This is a genomic window from Sphingomonas sp. LHG3406-1 (assembly GCF_029637485.1).
GTDB lineage: Bacteria > Pseudomonadota > Alphaproteobacteria > Sphingomonadales > Sphingomonadaceae > Sphingomicrobium.
This window is the reverse complement of record NZ_CP069128.1, coordinates 2264581-2282817: the sequence shown is the minus strand read 5'-3', so window position 1 is coordinate 2282817 and position 18237 is coordinate 2264581. Positions and strand designations below refer to the sequence as shown.

16 protein-coding genes and 2 tRNA genes are annotated in these 18237 nt (G+C 67.0%); 10 read left to right on the top strand and 8 right to left on the bottom strand.

Annotated elements, in window-relative coordinates; genetic code table 11:
* Nucleotides 1–37: 37 nt before the first annotated feature.
* From JOY29_RS11165 to JOY29_RS11150, 4 genes are all read left to right on the top strand, one after another.
* On the top strand, nucleotides 38–394 hold the full coding sequence (locus tag JOY29_RS11165; protein ID WP_300973604.1) for a DUF393 domain-containing protein: 357 nt from the start codon (nucleotides 38–40) through the stop codon (nucleotides 392–394).
* On the top strand, nucleotides 391–1704 hold the full coding sequence (locus tag JOY29_RS11160) for an AarF/ABC1/UbiB kinase family protein (protein WP_300973603.1): 1314 nt from the start codon (nucleotides 391–393) through the stop codon (nucleotides 1702–1704). The genes JOY29_RS11165 and JOY29_RS11160 overlap by 4 nt, the downstream gene beginning before the upstream one ends.
* A gap of 407 nt (nucleotides 1705–2111) precedes the next feature.
* Nucleotides 2112–4166: a CHASE3 domain-containing protein gene (locus JOY29_RS11155; protein ID WP_300973602.1), complete on the top strand. Its 2055-nt coding sequence runs from the start codon at nucleotides 2112–2114 to the stop codon at nucleotides 4164–4166.
* Nucleotides 4167–4185: 19 nt separating this feature from the next.
* Nucleotides 4186–4530, top strand: a complete 345-nt coding sequence (locus tag JOY29_RS11150; RefSeq protein WP_300973601.1) for a response regulator — start codon at nucleotides 4186–4188, stop codon at nucleotides 4528–4530.
* A 325-nt stretch (nucleotides 4531–4855) separates the two neighbouring features.
* On the opposite strand, the gene JOY29_RS11145 is transcribed toward JOY29_RS11150, so the two are convergent.
* A tRNA-Thr gene (locus JOY29_RS11145) sits at nucleotides 4856–4931 on the bottom strand.
* A gap of 51 nt (nucleotides 4932–4982) precedes the next feature.
* Nucleotides 4983–6122 (bottom strand): carbohydrate porin, encoded by a 1140-nt coding sequence (locus tag JOY29_RS11140; protein WP_300973600.1) that lies wholly within the window; start codon nucleotides 6120–6122, stop codon nucleotides 4983–4985.
* Nucleotides 6123–6242: 120 nt separating this feature from the next.
* On the opposite strand from JOY29_RS11140, the gene JOY29_RS11135 reads away from it, so the two are divergent.
* Nucleotides 6243–8009 (top strand): methyl-accepting chemotaxis protein, encoded by a 1767-nt coding sequence (locus JOY29_RS11135; RefSeq protein ID WP_300973599.1) that lies wholly within the window; start codon nucleotides 6243–6245, stop codon nucleotides 8007–8009.
* On the opposite strand, the gene JOY29_RS11130 is transcribed toward JOY29_RS11135, so the two are convergent.
* The 5 genes from JOY29_RS11130 to JOY29_RS11110 form a co-directional block, all read right to left on the bottom strand.
* The gene (locus JOY29_RS11130) at nucleotides 8006–8821 is read right to left on the bottom strand and encodes a class II aldolase/adducin family protein (RefSeq protein WP_300973598.1); all 816 of its coding nucleotides are present in this window, start codon (nucleotides 8819–8821) and stop codon (nucleotides 8006–8008) included. The genes JOY29_RS11135 and JOY29_RS11130 overlap by 4 nt on opposite strands.
* Nucleotides 8818–9459 carry a maleylacetoacetate isomerase gene (gene maiA, locus JOY29_RS11125; protein WP_300973597.1) on the bottom strand — a complete coding sequence of 214 codons (642 nt, stop codon included), beginning with the start codon at nucleotides 9457–9459 and terminating at the stop codon, nucleotides 8818–8820. Before maiA ends, JOY29_RS11130 begins: the two co-directional genes overlap by 4 nt.
* 172 nt (nucleotides 9460–9631) lie before the next feature.
* Complete coding sequence (locus JOY29_RS11120) at nucleotides 9632–10030, bottom strand: thioesterase family protein (RefSeq protein WP_300973596.1); 399 nt, start codon at nucleotides 10028–10030, stop codon at nucleotides 9632–9634.
* Nucleotides 10027–11406, bottom strand: coding sequence for a hypothetical protein (locus tag JOY29_RS11115; RefSeq protein ID WP_300973595.1), 1380 nt, complete (start codon nucleotides 11404–11406; stop codon nucleotides 10027–10029). The genes JOY29_RS11120 and JOY29_RS11115 overlap by 4 nt, the downstream gene beginning before the upstream one ends.
* A complete protein-coding gene (locus JOY29_RS11110) occupies nucleotides 11403–13469 on the bottom strand; it encodes a S9 family peptidase (protein WP_300975531.1) in 2067 nt (688 codons plus the stop codon). The genes JOY29_RS11115 and JOY29_RS11110 overlap by 4 nt, the downstream gene beginning before the upstream one ends.
* Before the next feature lie 148 nt (nucleotides 13470–13617).
* Here JOY29_RS11110 and JOY29_RS11105 point away from each other — a divergent pair, with 148 nt between their 5' ends.
* Nucleotides 13618–15402, top strand: a complete 1785-nt coding sequence (locus tag JOY29_RS11105) for an aminopeptidase P family protein (protein ID WP_300973594.1) — start codon at nucleotides 13618–13620, stop codon at nucleotides 15400–15402.
* Entirely contained in the window at nucleotides 15399–15854 is a 456-nt protein-coding gene (locus JOY29_RS11100; RefSeq protein ID WP_300973593.1) for a thioesterase family protein, read from the top strand. Before JOY29_RS11105 ends, JOY29_RS11100 begins: the two co-directional genes overlap by 4 nt.
* 28 nt (nucleotides 15855–15882) lie before the next feature.
* Here JOY29_RS11100 and JOY29_RS11095 read toward each other — a convergent pair whose 3' ends face one another.
* Nucleotides 15883–16032: a hypothetical protein gene (locus JOY29_RS11095; RefSeq protein ID WP_300973592.1), complete on the bottom strand. Its 150-nt coding sequence runs from the start codon at nucleotides 16030–16032 to the stop codon at nucleotides 15883–15885.
* A 59-nt stretch (nucleotides 16033–16091) separates the two neighbouring features.
* Here JOY29_RS11095 and JOY29_RS11090 point away from each other — a divergent pair.
* The 3 genes from JOY29_RS11090 to JOY29_RS11080 all read left to right on the top strand — a co-directional run bounded on the left by JOY29_RS11090 (nucleotide 16092) and on the right by JOY29_RS11080 (nucleotide 18219).
* Nucleotides 16092–16166, top strand: a tRNA-Thr gene (locus JOY29_RS11090).
* A gap of 137 nt (nucleotides 16167–16303) precedes the next feature.
* Nucleotides 16304–17305, top strand: coding sequence for a low specificity L-threonine aldolase (locus JOY29_RS11085; protein WP_300973591.1), 1002 nt, complete (start codon nucleotides 16304–16306; stop codon nucleotides 17303–17305).
* Nucleotides 17302–18219, top strand: a complete 918-nt coding sequence (locus JOY29_RS11080; RefSeq protein WP_300973590.1) for a DMT family transporter — start codon at nucleotides 17302–17304, stop codon at nucleotides 18217–18219. Before JOY29_RS11085 ends, JOY29_RS11080 begins: the two co-directional genes overlap by 4 nt.
* The last annotated feature ends 18 nt before the right edge of the window (nucleotides 18220–18237 follow it).

The following is an 18237-nucleotide window of genomic DNA, read 5'->3' as shown; positions in this document are numbered from 1 at the left end:
CTTCCGGCCACCTGCGGCGGTTGCCCCGGCTCCCTATATGACCCTCATGCTCACCGTCTGGTTCGATGGCGCCTGTCCGCTCTGCCGCCGCGAGATCGCCTTCATGCAGCGGCTCGACCGGAGGGGCCGGATCCGCTTCATCGACGTGTCCGACCCGGACGCGCCGGCCGATTGCCCGGTCGACCGCGCCGCCCTGCTCGCCCGCTTCCATGCGCGCGAGGGGGATCGCCTGCTGAGCGGGGCCGCGGCCTTCGCCGCCATGTGGCGCGCCATTCCCTGGCTTCGTCCGCTCGGGGAGCTTGCGCGGGTGCCGGTCGTCCTTGCCCTGCTCGAACGCGCCTACGTCCGCTTTCTCCGCGTCCGTCCTGCCCTCCAGCGGCGGCTCGCCCGATGAGCGACGATCAGGGCCGCGCCGTTCCGCGGTCGCGCTTCGCCCGGGCCAGCCAGTTCGGCAAGCTCGCCGGCGGGATCGCGGGCGGCATGCTGGCCGAAGGCGCCCGCCGCCTCGCGGCCGGCGAACGGCCGAGCGGCCGCGACCTTCTCCTTACCCCCGGCAATCTGTCGCGGGTGGCCGACCGGCTCGCCCACCTTCGCGGCGCGGCGATGAAGCTCGGGCAGATGATCTCGCTCGACAGCGGCGACTTCCTCCCGCCCGAACTGTCCGACATCCTCGCCCGCCTGCGCAGCAATGCCTTCCACATGCCCCCGGCGCAGCTTGCGCAGGTGCTGGAGGGCGAATGGGGCAAGGACTGGCGCCGCCGCTTCCGCCGCTTCCAGGCGCATCCGGTCGCCGCCGCCTCGATCGGGCAGGTCCACCGCGCCGAGACGCACGATGGCCGGATCCTCGCGATCAAGGTGCAATATCCGGGCGTCGCCGAAAGCATCGACGCCGATGTCGACAATGTCGCCTCGCTGCTGCGCGTGTCCGGTCTGCTTCCGGCCGGGCTCGACATCGCGCCCCTGCTCGCCGAAGCCAAGGCGCAACTCGCGCGCGAGGCCGACTATCGCCGCGAGGGCGAGCAGCTCCGCCGCTTCGGCACCCTCCTCGAAGGCAGCCCCGACTTCGTCGTCCCCGCCCTCGACGAGGAATTCACCACCGCCCGCGCACTTTCGATGACCTTCATCGATAGCCACCCCATAGAACAACTATCTTCCGCTCCGCAGCAGGAGCGCAGCGAAGCCGTTGGCCGCATCGTCCGTTTGGTTCTCCGCGAGTTATTCGAGTTCGGCACGATGCAGACCGATCCCAATTTCGCCAACTACCGTCTGGCGACCGACGGTCGGATTGCGTTGCTCGACTTCGGCGCCGCGCAGGACGTGCCGGCGTCGATCATCGAAGGCTATCGCACCTTGCTCTCGGCCGCCCTCGCCCAGGATGCGGATGCCCTGAAGGAAGGTGCGGTCGCCGCCGGCTTTCTCGGTCAAGCCGTGGCCGACAACCATGCGCAGGCGCTCGACCGGATGGTGCGAGTCATTCTCGACGAGCTGCACAAGTCGGGCGACTTCAGCTTCGGCGATCGCGCCTTCCTCGGCATCCTGCGCGAGGAAGGCATGCGCATCGCGGCCGACAAGACCAGCTGGCATCTACCCCCGTCCGACCTGCTGTTCGTCCAGCGCAAGATCAGCGGCACAGCCTTGCTCGGGGCAAGGCTGAAGGCCCAGGTCCCCATGCGGAAATTGATTGCGGAAGCGCTGGCGACGTAAAGGGTCGGTCGACGTCTGGCTTCCGTCGCCAACTGAATCCGAGCGGTGATTCGCTCAAGCATCTGGCCTCACTGATCCTGCGGGGCCGCTCGGCAGCGCTAGGATCCACTGCAGCAAGGGACACACTCTGCTCTGGCGCGTGCGCAAGGGCCGGGAGCGGACCTCTCGAGTATGCGAACCTTTTATGCCAGGAATGGCGCCAATCACACGGCCGAGACAGACCTAAGCTCGGAACAGCAGGCCTCCGAGGTACAGACCAGAAAATGAGTTTATTCCCCGGACAATCTGCTGGCTATTCGAAACGCAAGATCGAAGTTCTGCAGTAAGCTCAACCAGTTCCCAGCATCACCTGCGTCCCCACTCAGCCGCGACTCGAATTCACGTGGCGCATCTTCAACGAGGTTTGTGTGCGCCGGATCATTGTGATTGCCCTCATCGGACTGCTCGGCGTCGCGTTCGTTCTTGCCACGTTGGGCTTGGGCACGATTCGAGCGTCGGCGGAACGATCGCAGGCGGAGGCCTTGCGCAACCACACCATGCAGGTGATCATCGAGGCCGAGCGACTGACCGCCGCGCTTGAGGCCATGCAGCGCGGTCAGCGCGGCTATCTCTTGACGGAGAGCAGTGCGTTTCTTGAGCCCTATTTCCAGGGCTCTCGCGACGAACGGGTTTATCGGGAAAAGCTACGGCGGGCGACGCGGGACAATCCGAGACAGCAAGCCAGCCTCGCGAGCCTTGACCGGTCGGTCGCCGACCTTGCGGGGGTCCTCAGGGAGACCATTAATCTGACGAGCGGCGGGCGCACGGCCGAGGCGCTGGCAATCGTCCGAACGGGGGAAGGTCGCCAGCACATGCGGGCGATCAACGGAGTGCTCGACCGGATCGTCGCCGAGGAGCAGCGGCTGCTCGAAACCCGCTCGATGACGGCAGACGAGGCGGACCGCCGAGCCAACCAATACACCTTGTGGCTGACCGTTGCGGGTACCGGCCTCCTGGCACTTGCCGCGGCGTTAGGCGCGACGGCACTGCGGCATCATGTGCAGAGGGCCGAGATCGAGCAACTGCTGCGGTCGGTCCTGGCGTCGGTCCACGGCGCCGTATTCGCCAAGAACGCGCACGGGAAGTACACGTTGATGAGCGAGGTCGGTGCCAAGTTCTTCGGACGCTCCGTAGACGACATCGTCGGGCGAACTGATGCCGAGATCCACCCTCCCCTGTTCGCCGATACGGCTGCAGAGCATGAGCAGCGAGCGGCGGAGCAAGGTGCTCCGGTGCGGTTCGACGAAGCCGTCATCTTGGACGGTCACGAACGTCACCTTTCCGTCACCCGCACAGTGCTTCACGACCTTGAAGGAAACATCGCCGGCACGGCTGGCGTGGCCATCGACGTCACCGCGTGGCGGCAAAGCGAAACGAAGCTGCTCTCGCTCGATGCGGAACTCGCCAGTTCGAGGCTTCAGCTGGAGCAGATACTGGAAGCGCTGCCCATCGGTGTGGTCGTCTGCGATGCTCCCTCCGGTGCGATCCGCTTCGGCAATCGCACCGTGGAGCAGGTCTTTCGGCACCCGGTGCTGCAATCACGGAGCGCTCAGGAGTATGGCGAGTGGGAGTCCTACCATGCCGACGGGCGGCGCGTCGAAAGTGAGGAGTATCCGCTCGCCAGGGTTCTTGCCGAGGGCGAGCCTGCCGAGGGGGAATTTCATTATCGGCGTGGTGACGGGACGATGGCCTGGGTCCGTATCCTCGGCGCTCCAATCCGCAACGCGCAAGGGGAAATGGATGGCGGTGTTGTCGCCATCGTCGACGTCGACGAGCAACGCAGATTGGTCGAGCATCAGCGCCTGCTTGCCGCCGAATTGTCGCATCGGGTCAAGAACGTCCTGGCGGTGGTCCAGGCGATTGCCACGGCGACACTGAGCCGCTCCAACTCGTTGGAGCAATTCGCCCCCGCGTTCGAAGGCCGGCTGGCGGCGCTGTCGACCGCCCATGGGCTGCTGCTAAGCACCAACTGGCGTAATCTGTCGTTTCGTGACCTCGCGACAGCCGAAATGGCGCCTTACCAACGCGAGCGGCACCTGATCCGGATTGAGGGGCCCAACTTCCAACTTGGCCCGAAGCAGGGCGTCGCGCTGGCCCTCATCCTCCATGAGCTTTCCACCAATTCGGCAAAACATGGGGCGATTGGTCATGGGGGGCAGGTGACCATCGCGTGGACAGTGAGTGGCGATGACGGGGGTCGGCAAGTTCGGCTCAAGTGGGAGGAAACGGGTCTCGGCAGTCCGCCGACGCTGGCCGGAGACGGCTTCGGCTCCCGCCTGATCCGGCGCTCGGTATCTAACGATCTGCGGGGAAGGGCGGAGCGAATTGTCGCACCCGATGGCGTCTCCTGGGAGTTCGACTTTCTCCTTGTGGATCAGCCGGGCCTGATTGAAGGCCTTGGGAGTGAACCTGTTGCAACCTGACCCCTCGTGCTTGGCCGGCATGCGTGTATTGATTGTCGAAGACGAGACGATGGTGGCCATGGCGATCGAAGATGCATTGCTTGATGCCGGATGCGAGATCGTCGGGATCGCCGGTACGGTGCCCGAAGCCCTGGGTCTGATCGATCGGGAACGGCCGGATGCCGTGACTCTCGATGGGAACCTCAATGGAACCCTGACCGGCCCCGTTGCCAGGCAGCTGAGGGAACTGGCGATCCGTCATCTGGTCGTAACGGGATATGTCGAGCTTGCTGCGACCGATCCCTGGCTTTCCCAGTCGCCGGTGATCCACAAGCCATTCACCCACCAGGCTTTGACCAAGGCGGCTGCTGAACACTTCTGCTGATGCGATGACGTCCCGAGCGCAGGGCAAGGGGTTGGACGCCACCAACCACCAGTCCTGCCCAGGCCTTTCTTCGACGAAGCGGATTGCCCGAAGGATCGCGCTTCTTCGAACCCGCTATTCTGAGCTGGTGCTCATCGTGGAATTGGGCGAGCCCTCGGGTATCAGCCCGTCCGCTTTCGACGTCCACTTTCGCAACGTCCTTTACGTCCACCATGAACGCAAAGCCGAGCTGAGTGGCCAGCGAGGTCAATCGTCGTGCCGGGACGGTATCAGGCGCACTCTAGGGGTGATGCCAACTCCGGACGTACTTCGCCGAACCCAGAAATGGTGCCGCTTACAGGACTCGAACCTGTGACCCCCTCATTACGAATGAGGTGCTCTACCAACTGAGCTAAAGCGGCGTGCGCTGGCGCGCCCCTAACAGGGTGCGGGGCTGTGCTCAAGCGGTTCGGCTACAGCTCGATCGACAGGCGGAGGGTTCCGACCAATAGTCCGCGGGTATTGGCGATCCCGCCGGCATTGCGGATCCACTGCACGCTCGGCTGGATGCTGATGGGGCCGAGCAGGCGCTCCCTCAACGTGATCTCGGCGCCCGCCTCTGTCCGCGACGGTCGATCGCCGGCAAGCGCGATTGTCTTTTGCTCACCGTTCGACAGCCAGGCCTGGTGGATGCCGATGGCGAAGGCACTGCCCGGGCTGCCGAACGGTGCGGGCTCGCGCTGAAAGCCGATCTGCCAGCCGCCCCTGAAGGCGGATGTGCGCCCGTCCGACAGGCCGGCCCGGCCGAACGCCGTGAGGCCATCTGCAAGCGGCTTCTCTGCGAGAAGGTAGATGCCCTGCGCGCGGTGGCGACCGACCCCCGCGGGATTGTGCTCTTCTTGGCGCCTGGAATAGGCCCAGGCGCCCACCAACAGCTTGCCGGAAGACCCCTCGATCCCACCCTCGGCGATCCCGAGCAGCCCGTCGCCAAAGTCGACGTCGATGCCGCCCTTGTCGAACAGGGTTCCGGCGGAGGCGTTGACGAGCGCCGCCCGGACGATCCCGTCGCGAGAGAGCTTCACATCGCCCCGCACGGCAAGCGCCGAATAAGGGAAGATGGCGGGTCCTCGCGCACCGGTCGCGGCCAGCTCCGAGCCGATCCCGAACACCGGGGCAAGGAGGAGACCGCTGCTGTCCGTGACGTAGAACTCCCCGTTGAGATTGTAGGCGCCTGCGCGTAGCGAGCCGCGGCCGAACTCCTGCTCGATCCACGCCTCGAACAGCCGCAGGCCTGGTTTCGGCACCTCGATGTTGTTGATGCCCTGGAGCGTACCCGCGCGATCATTCGGGCGGGCGCCGCTGTTGCCCAGCAGATGAACGTAGGCGCGGACACCGCTCCACCCGAGCGGCTCCAGTGACGCGCCGGCGGTGAGATCGAGATTGTCGAGACGCTGCACCCGTCGCGAGCCATCGCGGCCGAAGCTGAGATCGAGCTTGTAGCTGGCGCCCCAGTCGATCGCCTGCTCCTGGCGGCCATGGTCAGGAAGGGTCTGAGCCACTGCAGCGCTGCCGAAGGGCAGGAGCGCGGCGGCAAGCATGGCAAGTCTGGCCATCGGCATGTCCTCGTCCGGTTCCCTTCAATCATAGGAGCGAGCGCCCGCAGCGGCTCGATACGGACTATAATGATCGGCGAGGCTTGTGCTCGGAAAGTCACGGGACGAGGCGGAGGAAACATGATCTCGAACCGGTCATTGAAGGAACTGACCCGCAAGGTGAGTTGGCTGATGGTCGGGCTCCTTGCGCTGTGCGGCGCCGTCGGAATCGGCTCGGCGCTGCTGCTCCGCTCGGCGATCGTGCAGCAGGAAAATGCCGGGTCGCTGCTCCGCAACCACATGACCGCGGACATGATGCACGATGCGGTACGCGGCGACGTGCTGGCGATCCTCGCGGCGCGTGACCCGGCACTCCAGATCGATGCCCGCAAGGCGCGGCAGGACCTTGCCGACCATCTCCAGCAGTTTCGCGAAGCGATGGCGGCGGCCAGCACCTACCAGGACAGCCAACCAGTCTCGGCGGCGGCCGCGAAGGTCGCCAAGCCGCTGCAGGCCTATGCCGACAGCGCACTGACCATCTCCAACAGCGCCGCCCGCGATCCGGCGGCGGCAGCGGCGGCCCTGCCCCAGTTCTTCACCAGCTTCGAGGAACTCGAGGCGGAAATGGAGCAGGTCACCAACATCATCGAGGGCTATGCCGAGTCCCGCAGCCGTAACGCGACGTGGATGGTGGTCGTGGCCAAGCTGCTGATCCTCCTGTCCATGGCCATGGCCATCCTGATCGCCTGGCGCGTGACGGCTGCCGTGAACGCGCGGCTGATCGCACCGCTGGCTGAACTGGCCGGCGCGATCGAACGAATGGCTGAAGGCGACCGCAGCACGGCCGTCGCAGGGTCGGAGCGGGGCGACGAGCTGGGCATGCTGGCGCGCGGCATGGAGGCGTTCCGGGTGCAGCTTGAAGCGGCCGAGCAGGCCAAGGCCGCCCAGTCGCAGCTGATCGTGGACAGCATCGGCAACGGCCTTTCCGCCCTTGCTTGCGGCGACCTTGGCAAGCCGGTCACCAGCACGCTCGAGGCTCCGTTCGCACGGCTCAAGTCCGACTTCAATGCGGCCATCTCAAGTCTTGGCGGAATCGTCGGCGAGGTGCGCGACAGTGCGGTGGTGCTGCGCATGAGCGCGCGGGAGATCGCCGAGGCCAATGGCGAGATCGCGCGCCGCACCGAGCGCAATGCGGCGAGCCTCGATGAGACGACCAACGCACTCGACGAGATCGATCGCCATGTGCGCGACACGGCGTCGACGGCGAGCGAGACGGTTGCGGTGGCCAATACGGGCATGGAGACGCTGGCAAGCGGGCGCGGCACGGCAGACATGGCGGTGACGGCGATGAGTCGCGTGAGTGAAAGCGCTCAGGGCATCGACGCGGTGATCGAGGGTCTCGACAAGATCGCCTTCCAGACTCGAGTGCTGGCGATGAATGCGGCGGTGGAAGCGGGGCGCGCGGGCGAGGCGGGACGCGGGTTCGCGGTGGTGGCGGACCTCGTCAGCGCGCTTGCCATGCGGGCGGAGGAAGAAGCGAAAAGGGCGCGGGCACAGCTCACCACCACGCAGTCCGACATCGGCGACGCGGTGGAAGCGGTGCGGTCGGTCGACCAGGCGCTCCACGACATCGCGGCCAGTGTCGGCGCCGTGAACGGCCGGATCGGCGGCATTGCCGCGGCGAACGAGCGGCAGGCGACGCTGATCGGGCAGATACGCGAGGCGATCCGGGCGATGAACGAGACTGCTCAGCAGAGCGCGGCGATGATCGAGGAAAGTGCCGCGGCGGCGCAGCAGCTGACCGCGCAGGCCGAGCTGCTGGAGGAAGCGTCGGGCCGCTTCACCCTCGGAAACGAACAGGGTCGGCCGGTCAAGCCGAGCCGACCGGCGATCCGCCTCGCCGCCTAGCTGGCGAAGCCAGGATCGAGCCGATAGGCCTTCCGGAGCAGCGCCGGCCAGGCGAGGAACTGCGCGGCGAGCTTCAGCCCCTGCGCGCCCTGCTGGGCCGCGATCTCCGGCGTGCCCTGCGGCGGATTGTTGACCTGGTCGCCAGCCGACAGCGCATAGATCTGCGCCTCGCACGCCCGCTCGAGGAAATAGATGCGGATAAAGGCCTCGCCCACCGTCGAGCCGACCGCCAGCGTGCCGTGGTTGCGCAGCAGCATGGCGTTCTTCGTGCCGAGGTCGGCGACGATCCGCTCGCGCTCCTCGTGGTCGGTGGCGACGCCCTCATAATCGTGGAAGGCGAGGTCGCCGCGGATCAGCATGGCGGTCTGCGTCAGGGGCAGCAGGCCCTCGGAATGGGCGGCGACGGCCTGGCCGTGCGGCGTATGGAGGTGGATGACGGCATTGGCATCCTCGCGCGCCATGTGGACGGCGGAATGGATGGTGAAGCCGGCCGGATTGGTGATGAAGGGCGAAGGATCGACTGGATTGCCCTGGAGATCGACCTTGACCAGCGACGAGGCGGTCACCTCCTCGAACATGAGGTTGTAGGGGTTCAGGAGGAAATGATGCTCGGGCCCCGGAATGCGGACGCTCATGTGGGTGAAGATGAGGTCGTCCCACCCGTAATGGGCGACCAGCCGGTAGGCGGCGGCGAGGTCGACGCGGAGCTTCCACTCCTCCTCGCTGACCTTGCCCTCGAGGCTTGGGATATCGACGTCCGAAAGGGCGCGCACGCGCTCCAGACCGGCGCTCATATTGTCGACGCGGTTCATGACTGGACCTCCTGGGCATCGGGGTGGGCGGCCTTGAAGGCCGGCAGGGCGAGCGCCGAGGCCTCGGCGCTCAGAAGGGTCGGATAGGCGTCCATCGGCACGTCGAAGCGACGGCCGTTGTAGAGCTGGGGGACGAGGCAGATGTCGGCCATCGACAGCTGGTCGCCGTAGAGGAAGCGGCCGGCCTTCGGTGCCGCCAGCGCCTCCAGCGCGGCAAGCCCTTCCTCGACCCAGTGGCGGTACCAGCCGTCGACCGCCGCCTGCTCCTGGCCGAGCTCGGTCTTGAGATATTTGAGCACCCGAAGGTTGTTGAGCGGGTGGATGTCGCAGGCAATCGTCAGCGCGAGGGCGAGGACATGGGCACGGCCCTCGGGGTCGGACGGGACGAACGGCGGTTCCTTCACCTGCGCATCGAGGAAGTCGAAGATGGCGAGGCTCTGGGTAAGGCGGAGCTCGTCCCATTCCAGCATGGGTACGAAGCCCTGCGGATTGATATCCGTATAGGCCGCGTCCTTCTGCTCGCCCTTGGCCAGGCTGACATGGTGCTGCTCGTAGGAGAGGCCCTTGAGGTTGAGCGCGATCCGCACCCGGTAGCTGGCGGAGGAGCGGAAATAGTCGTGGAGGACGATGCGGGTCATGAGCGGCTCTCACCCGAAAAAGGCATAGCGTCCACTTCGTCCAGTTCCGGCCTCGCCGCTCTGCGGACGGGGTGTTCGTGGCGAGGCGCGCATGGTCGAGTCATCCCCTCGCTCCTACGCCAATCGGGGTCGTGTAGGACAGATTTTTCACCCTCTCGCCCTTGCGCGGCAGCTAGCCGAGGAAAGGCGCGACGATCTGCGTGGTAATCCGCTGGGGGCGACCGCTGGCCTTGTCGAGCATCGCCCAGGTGGTGCGTGCCTTGACCAGCAATTTGCCGTCGGGACCGGTGAATTCCATGAAGCGGTCGAAGCGGGCCCCCTTGGGCGCGTCGCCGACCCAGGTGCGGCCGGTGACCACGTCGCCGACCAGCGCCGGGCGGAGGTAATCGATCTCGTGGCGGATCACGACCCACACGAAGGCGTCGCGATACTGTACGGGCGCGGTCGAATACCAGTGGCTGGTGGCGACCGCCTGGATCCACTGCACCCAGACCGCATTGTTGACGTGGCCGAGCTCGTCGATGTGCTCGGGCAGCGCGGTCAGCTGAAGGGAGTAGGAGGGGGTCGTCACATGAGCTCCGGTGTCTGGTCGGGGCGAAGGCGAAAGCGGATACCGGCGGCACGGAGCAAGTCGGTCCAGCCCTTCGGCGTCGGCTGCGCCTCGGCGAGCAGGGGCCTGATGCGGGCGGCGAGGCCGCGTCCCGCGGGATAAGTGTCCAGCAGGGCGAGCCATTCACTGGCCGAAACGCTACGGTCGTCGGCATTGTCGGCAATCATGCGCCGGACGAAGACGGGATAGTCGCCGCCGGCGGCTCGCTCGGCGAGCAGGGACAGCACTGCGCCGCAATCATATTTGGCCTGGAAGTCCTGGCGCTCGGAGGCGGTCGCAAGGCCGCCCTTGCGGGAGGCGGCGAGACATGACGTCAGCGATTTCTGCAGCGCCGCGCGCATGTCGTAGCTGGGGTCGTTAACCCCGAGCGCACGGATCGCTAACAGGTCAGCCCCGCCCTCCATGATCCAGTTGTCGGCGACCTTCTCATAGTCGAGCAGCTGGCCGAGCCAGAAGTGCGCGCTCTCATGCGCGATGTAGCGATAGGCGAGTGCGCGCAAAGGTGGCGACGGGCGCGTGGCAGCCTGGCCCGAGACGCGCATCAGGACGAGGCCCTTGAGGACGCCGCCGTTGAGGCTGGCGCCGGGCTGCGCCGCACCAGCCCAGCTGGCGAGGACCGTCGGCCTGAGGCTGCCCGGGGATCCGAGCAGCTTGCGATAGCGGTCGAGCAATTGCGGGGTGAAGGTGCGGATGTCGGCGGCGAGCCAGGCCGGCATTCCAGGATCGACCACCGTCGCCATGCCACCATGGTCGACCGCGCCGGGCACGCCGTAGAGGCCGTAAGTGCCGGCGCTGTTGCCGATTGCATAGCCCGCGTTGTCACCGGCAAGGCGAAGGTCCGACGGGCGGCCGCGGAAGCGAACGCGGGTGCCGCCGTCCCCGATCGGCCCATCCTGCGGGTCGAGGCCGAGGCGGTCGAGCTCGGCCAGGGACGCAACCGAAAAAAGCGAGAATTGCCCGTCGAACAGGGCGATGCCGTCGCCGCCGAGGCGGAGTGCGGGAACATAGTCGCTCAGCACTTCGCGCGTGTATGGGACAATGCGGATGCGGACCCTGCGCGGCACCGGCCCGTCACCCTCGCCCACCAAGGCGTCATAATTGCCGCGGCGCTCGAGCCGGACGCCAGACGTCAGGATGGTCCAGCTGCGCGGCCGCCATGGCTGGCGGTCGTCCGCCGCGAGCGAGGAACGGAAGAAACCCCAGGCGGGAGCGGCACGGGGCAGGACGAATTCTGCCTCGAAGCCCTCCCCTCGCCGGGTCACGCTGACCTCCGCCTTCGCTGGCGCGGCGGGTGCCGGTGCAGCGGCGGCCAGGGCGGCCGCCAGAGCCAAGATCACTCGGCGACCCCCAATTGGGTCAGCACGAAGGTATAATCCTCGGCCACTTCCTTCAGGCTGTCCCAGCGACCCGACTTGCCGCCGTGGCCTGCGCCCATGTTGGTCTTGAGCATGAGGAGGTTCTGGTCGGTCTTGTTGGCGCGAAGGCGGGCGACCCACTTGGCCGGCTCCCAGTAGGTGACGCGCGGGTCGTTGAGGCCGGCGGTGACCAGCATCGGCGGGTAGGCCTGGCGCTTGACGTTGTCATAGGGGCTGTAGCTGAGCAGCAGCTTGAAGGCGTCGGGATCGGTGATGGGATTGCCCCACACCGGCCATTCGCCGGGGGTCAGCGGAAGCGTATCGTCGAGCATGGTGTTGATGACGTCGACGAACGGCACGTCGGCGATGACCGCGCCCCACAGCTCAGGGTTCGTGTTGACGACGACGCCCATCAGCTTGCCGCCGGCCGAGCCGCCCTGCGCGGCGATTCGGCCCGGACGGGCGAAGCCGGCGGCGTTGAGGCCCTTCGCCGCGTCGACGAAGTCGTGGAAGGTGTTCCAGCGGTTCTTGGCGGTGCCGTCGAGATACCAGCCGTAGCCGAGGTCGTCGCCGCCGCGGATGTGGGCGATGGCATAAGCGAAGCCGCGGTCAAGCAGGCTCAGCCTTGCCGAGGAGAAGCTCGGCGGCATGGCATAGCCGTACGCGCCATAGGCGTAGAGGAAGAGCGGTTGGCTGCCGTCCTTTCGGTAGCCCTTCTTGTAGACGACCGAGACCGGCACCTTCTTGCCGTCGCGCGCCGGCAGCATCAGCCGCTCGGTGACATATTGCGACGGGTCGTAGCCGGACGGGATCTGCTGGACCTTGAGCGTCGTCAGCTTCTTCGCCTTCGGATCATAATCGTAGACGGTCGCCGGTGTGACCATCGACGAATAGCTGAGGCGATAGGCGGGCGGGTCGAATTCGGGGTTGCTGCCGAGGCCGGCGCTGTAGCTCGCCTCGGTGAAGGGGATGCGCTCCGACTGACCGGTCTGGTAGTCGCGCAGCAGGAGCTGGTCGAGGCCGTCGACGCGGGTGGTCAGCGCGAGGTGGTTGCGGAAGGCGGTGACCCCGCGGATGTAGGTCCGCTCCGAGCCGGGCACGACCTCGCTCCACTCGCCGGGGTTCTTGGGGTCGGCCGAGGCGACGCGGAAGTTGATGTAGTTGTCGTTGGTGAGGATCCACAGCCTGCCATGCGCGGCATCCACCTCGTAGAGGCGGTTCTCCTTGCGCGGGCTGATGAGGACGGGCTCGGCCAGCGGGTTGGCGGCTGGGACGAAGCGGACCTCGCTGGTGCGGTTGTCGCCGGTCGAGATGAGGATGAGGCTCTCGTCCTGGCTCTTGTCGAGGCCGACCGAGAAGCCCTTGTCCTTGGTCTCCTCGTAAATGGTGCGGGCGTTCTTCGGGTCGTCGCCAAGGCGATGGTAGCGGGCGCGGTAGCTGCGCCAATTGTCGTTCACCTCGGTGAACAGCACGGCCTTGCTGTCGGCGCTCCACACGGGGCTGCCGATGCCGACGGCGGTCACCGTTTCGAGGTCCTTGCCGGTCGCGAGGTCGCGGATCTTGAGCTTGAAGCGCTCGGAGCCGTCATCGTCGGCGAGAATGGCGGCGAAGCGGCCATCGGGGCTCATCTCCATCGCGCCGAGGCGGAAATATTCCTTGCCCTCGGCTTCCCTGACCTCGTCGAGAATGAGCTGGTCGGCACCGCCGGCGACGGGCTTGCGATACCATTGGCGATACTGGGCGCCGGGCTTGAAGGCCCACCAGTAGAGATGATCGCCCTGGCGGACCGGGACGGAGGAATCGTCCTCCTTCTGGCGGCCCTTCAGTTCCTCGAACAGGGTGTCGGAGAGCTTCTCGTGCGGCTTCTTCCACGCCTCGAAATAGGCGTTCTCGGCCTTGAGGTAGTCGAGCACCGGCTGGTCATCGACCTTGGGATAGCCGGCGTCGCGCAGCCAGGCATAATCGTCGGTGACCTTGATGCCGTGGCGCTCGAAGCTGGTCGGGCGGACGTCGGCCTTGGGAGGCGAGGGAAGCTGGTTCGACATCGGTGCTTTCTGGGCTGTGGCTGGGATGGCCGCGGTGATGAGCGCGGCGAACAGAACGAGACGCATTTCCCCTCCCATGTGGTGCACGACTGCGATGCGCCAAGAGAGGAGGTTTCGTCCAGCCCCGAAGAAGGGCTAGAGAGGCGCCATGTCCAGCCATGCCGACCGCCTCGCCGCCCTTCGTGAGCAACTGAAAAGCGACCGCCTCGACGGCTTCGTCGTGCCTCTGACCGACGAGCATATGAGCGAATATGTCGGGAGCTACGCCCAGCGGCTGGCGTGGCTGACGGGCTTCGAGGGTTCGGCCGGAAGCGCGGTGGTGCTGCCGGAGGCGGCGGCGATCTTCACCGACGGGCGCTACACGCTGCAGGTCCGCCAGCAGGTGGACGGAGCGCATTGGTCCTTCCAGTCGGTGCCCGACACGAGCATTGCATCCTGGCTCAAGGAACATGCGCCCGAGGGAGCGCGGATCGGCTACGATCCCTGGCTGCACCGGCGCGACTGGGTAAGGCAGGCAGCCGCTGCCCTGGCGGCGCGGGGCGCGACGCTGGTGCCGGTCGAGCGCAATCCCATCGACCGCATCTGGGGCGACCGGCCCGAGCCGAGCAAGGCGAGCCTGGTCGTCCATCCGGAGCGCTTCGCGGGCCGTTCGAGCGCCGACAAGCGGCAGACGGTCGCCGACTGGCTGGCAGGCAACAAGGCGGATGCGGCCGTGCTGGCGGCGCTCGATTCGATCGCCTGGACCTTCAATGTGCGCGGCACCGATGTCAGCCACACGCCGGTGGCGCTCGCCTACGCGCTGGTCCATTCAGACGGCACAGCGGACCTGTTCGTCGCGGGCGAGAAGGTAACGCCCGAGCTTCGTGCACATCTCGGCAACGGGGTGCGGCTGCATGACAGGGCGGCGTTCGAGGAGGCGCTGGGCGAGCTCAAGGACAAGACGGTGGCGGTCGACCCGGAGCGGTCGGTCGCGGCCATCTTCGAAGCGTTGGACAAGGCGGGCGCGAACATCGTCGAGCTGCGCGATCCGACCGTGCTGCCGCGGGCGATCAAGAACGAGGCGGAGCTAGCCGGCCAGCGCGCCGCGCAGAGCCGCGACGGCGCGGCCATCGCCCGCTTCCTCAAGTGGGTGGACGAGACGGACGAACTGGACGAGCTCAAGGCGTCCGACCGGCTGGAGGCGATCAGGCGGGAGGATCCAAGCCTCAAGGACCTCAGTTTCGACAGCATCTCGGGCTTCGGGCCGAACGGGGCGATCGTCCATTACCGCTCGTCGGAGAAGACCAACCTGAAGTTCGAGCCCGGCTCGCTCTACCTGATCGATTCGGGCGGCCAGTATGAGGATGGCACGACCGACATCACCCGCACGGTGGCGATCGGCGAGCCCAGCCAGGAGATGCGCGAGCGCTTCACCCGGGTGCTGCAGGGCCATATCGCGATCGACACGGCGGTCTTCCCCAAGGGCACGCGCGGCGGCCAGCTCGACAGCTTTGCCCGCCGCCCACTGTGGGAAGCGGGGCTGGATTATGCCCATGGCACCGGGCACGGCGTCGGCAGCTTCCTCTCGGTCCATGAGGGCCCGCAGCGGATTGCGCCGGTCGGCGGCGCCTATGCGGGCGGCGACGAGCCGCTGGCGGCGGGCATGATCCTGTCGAACGAGCCCGGCTACTACAAGGCGGGGGACTATGGCATCCGGATCGAGAATCTGGTCCTCGTCGTGCCGGTCGAGGTCGAGGGTGCCGAGAAGGAGATGCTCGGCTTCGAGACCCTGACCTTCGCGCCGATCGACCGGCGGCTGATCTCGGCCGAGATGCTGAGCGACAAGGAGCGGCGCTGGGTCGACAACTATCACGCCGAGGTGGTGCGGCGGATCGGGCCGTCGCTGGGCGCGGCCGAGCGCGGCTGGCTCGAAGCGGCCTGCGCGCCCCTGTGAGGAAGGCCGCACCGGACCCCGCCAGCTTCACCTTCGCCTACGAGAAGAGGGTGCACTGGGCGGAGGTCGATCCGCAGTGGGTGGTGTTCAACGCCAACTATCTCGCCTTCGCCGACATCGCCTTCACCGAATATCTGCGCGCGCTCGGGCTCGGCTTCCCCAATCCGGTGAGCGACGACGGGTCGGAGATCTTCGCGGTGGGCTCGGAAGTGAGCTGGCGCAGCCCGGCCCGGTTCGACGACCTGCTGACGATCAAGGTGCGCGTGGCACGCTTCGGCCGGTCGAGCTTCACCGCCGAGACGGCAATCATGCGCGGCGACGACCTGCTCTGCGACATCCGCACGACCTATGCCAATGCGGCACCGGACGGGTCGAAGAGCCTGCCCCTGCCCGACCGCTTCGTCGCGGCGGTGGAGCGGTTCGAAGGGGTGACGCCCGAGCGCGCCGCCTGACTGCTCTCCTGCGAACGCTGGAGCCCAGTTACTTCTTGTCCTCGACGTCCGAAGAACGCTGGGTCCCGGCCTTCACCGGGGAAGTGCGTGAGTCCGCCGGCGCCAGCCCTGCCTTGCGCTTCTTGAGATTCTCCCGCAGCGCAGCTGCCAGGCGGGCTTCTTTATCCGCTTTGCTCATTCCTTTTCCTTGACACTATGCGGGGCGGACGGCCATAGGCCCGCCCGTCTCCGGACAGTGCTGCCGTAGCTCAGTGGTAGAGCGCATCCTTGGTAAGGCTGAGGTCGTGAGTTCAATCCTCACCGGCAGCACCATCATTCCCCATTGAGCATCATGCCGGGGGCATGATGCGGGGAATAATCCCCCGGAGGGTCCCCGAACCCGCAAAGTGAAGAAGTCACTAGGCGCCCCGGCTATCGCCGAGGAACCGGGGTGAGTAGAGGCATCGCCCATGCGCTTCTTCTCCGACAATGCTGCGGCGGTCCATCCCGCTTTGTTCAAGGCCATGGCCGAGGCCGACCGGCTCGATACCGCCTACGATAGCGATGCCTGGAGCCAGCGGCTGGACCGCGCCTTTTCCGACCTGTTCGAGCGCGAGGTCACCGCCCTGTGGGTGACCACCGGGACCGCCGCCAACTGCCTGGCGCTGGCCGGCATGGTGCATCCTTACGGCGGCATCCTCTGCCACCGCGAGGCGCATATCCAGGTCGACGAGGCGGGCGCGCCGGAATTCTTCACCGGCGGCGCCAAGTTGCTGCTGGTCGACGGGCCGGGCGCCAAGCTGACGGTCGATGCCGTCGAGGACGCGCGCAGCCGAATCCGGGCCGACGTGCACCAGGTCCAGGCCGACGCCCTGTCGATCACCAACGCCACTGAATATGGCCTGGTCTATTCGGCGGCCGAGACGGCGGCGCTGGGCGCGTGGGCGAAGGACCATGGCCTCGGCTTCCACCTCGACGGCGCGCGCTTTGCCAATGCGGTGGTCTCGACCGGCGCGAGCCCGGCCGCGCTGACGTGGAAGGCCGGCGTCGATGCGCTGAGCTTCGGCTTCGTCAAGAATGGCGGGCTGTCGGCGGAGGCGCTGATCCTGTTCGATCCCGCGCTTGCCGACGGGATCAGGCGGCGACGCAAGCGGTCGGGGCACCTGCTGAGCAAGGGCCGCTATCTGGCCGCGCAATTGCTGGCGATGATCGAAGGCGACCTGTGGCTGTCGAACGCCCGCTCGGCGAACGAGGCGGCGCGGCGGCTGGCCGAGGCAGCGGGCGCGCGGCTGGTCCATCCGGTCGAAGCGAACGAGGTGTTCCTCAAGGTCACCGCCGAGGAAGCGGCGGCGCTCAGGGCGGAAGGCTTCGACTTCTACGACTGGGGCGTCGGCGAGGCACGGCTGGTGACCAGCTGGGACCAGGACATGCAAGCGGTGGACCGGCTGGCGGAAGCGATTCGACGGCTGTGAGCCAGCAGCGCGGGGTCCTCTTCCCCTTCATCATCTTCACGCTGATCTGGGGGTCGACCTGGATCGTCATCCGCGACCAGCTGGGCACGGTGCCGCCGCAATGGTCGGTGACCTACCGGTTCATCATCGCGGCCGCCGCCATGTTCGCCATCTGCAAGTGGAAGAACGAGCCGCTGATCCTGGCACGGCGGGACTGGGGCATCGTCGCCTTCATCGGGCTGTTCCAGTTCTGCGTGAACTTCAACGCAGTCTATGTCGCCGAGCATTTCATCACCTCGGGGCTGGTGGCGACGGTGTTCGCCCTCCTGCTCATCCCGAACAGCCTGCTCGCCTGGGCCTTCCTCGGGCAGCGGCCGAACGGGCGCTTCCTCGCCTGCTCGACCATTGCCATCGCCGGCATCGCGCTCCTGTTCTGGAACGAGATGCGCAAGGTGGACGTGGCCCCGGCCGCAGTGCTGACGGGGATCGGCTGGACGCTGCTTGGCGTGCTTGGCGCGGCGGCATCAAACGTGGCGCAGGCGACCGACCGGGTGCGCCACATTCCCATCCTCACCCTGCTCGCCTGGTCGATGGCGGCCGGGGCCCTGTTCGACGGGCTGCTGGCGGTAGCGGTCGCCGGACCGCCGGTGCTCGATCCACGACCGGGCTACTGGCTTGGCCTCACCTATCTCGCGCTCGCCGCCTCGGCGCTCTGCTTCAGCCTCTACTTTCCGGTGGTGCGCAAGATCGGGCCGGGCAAGGCGGCCTACAGCTCGGCGCTGGTACCGATCGTCGCCATGGCGCTCTCGACCGGCCTCGAGGGCTATCGCTGGACCCCGCTCGCGGCGGCCGGTGCGGCGCTGGCGATCGGCGGCATGGTGCTGGCGCTGGGTGCACGCCGGAGTCCCGCCCCGCCCCCGCCGCCGGCCGACTAGCAAGGTTGTCCTCGCCAG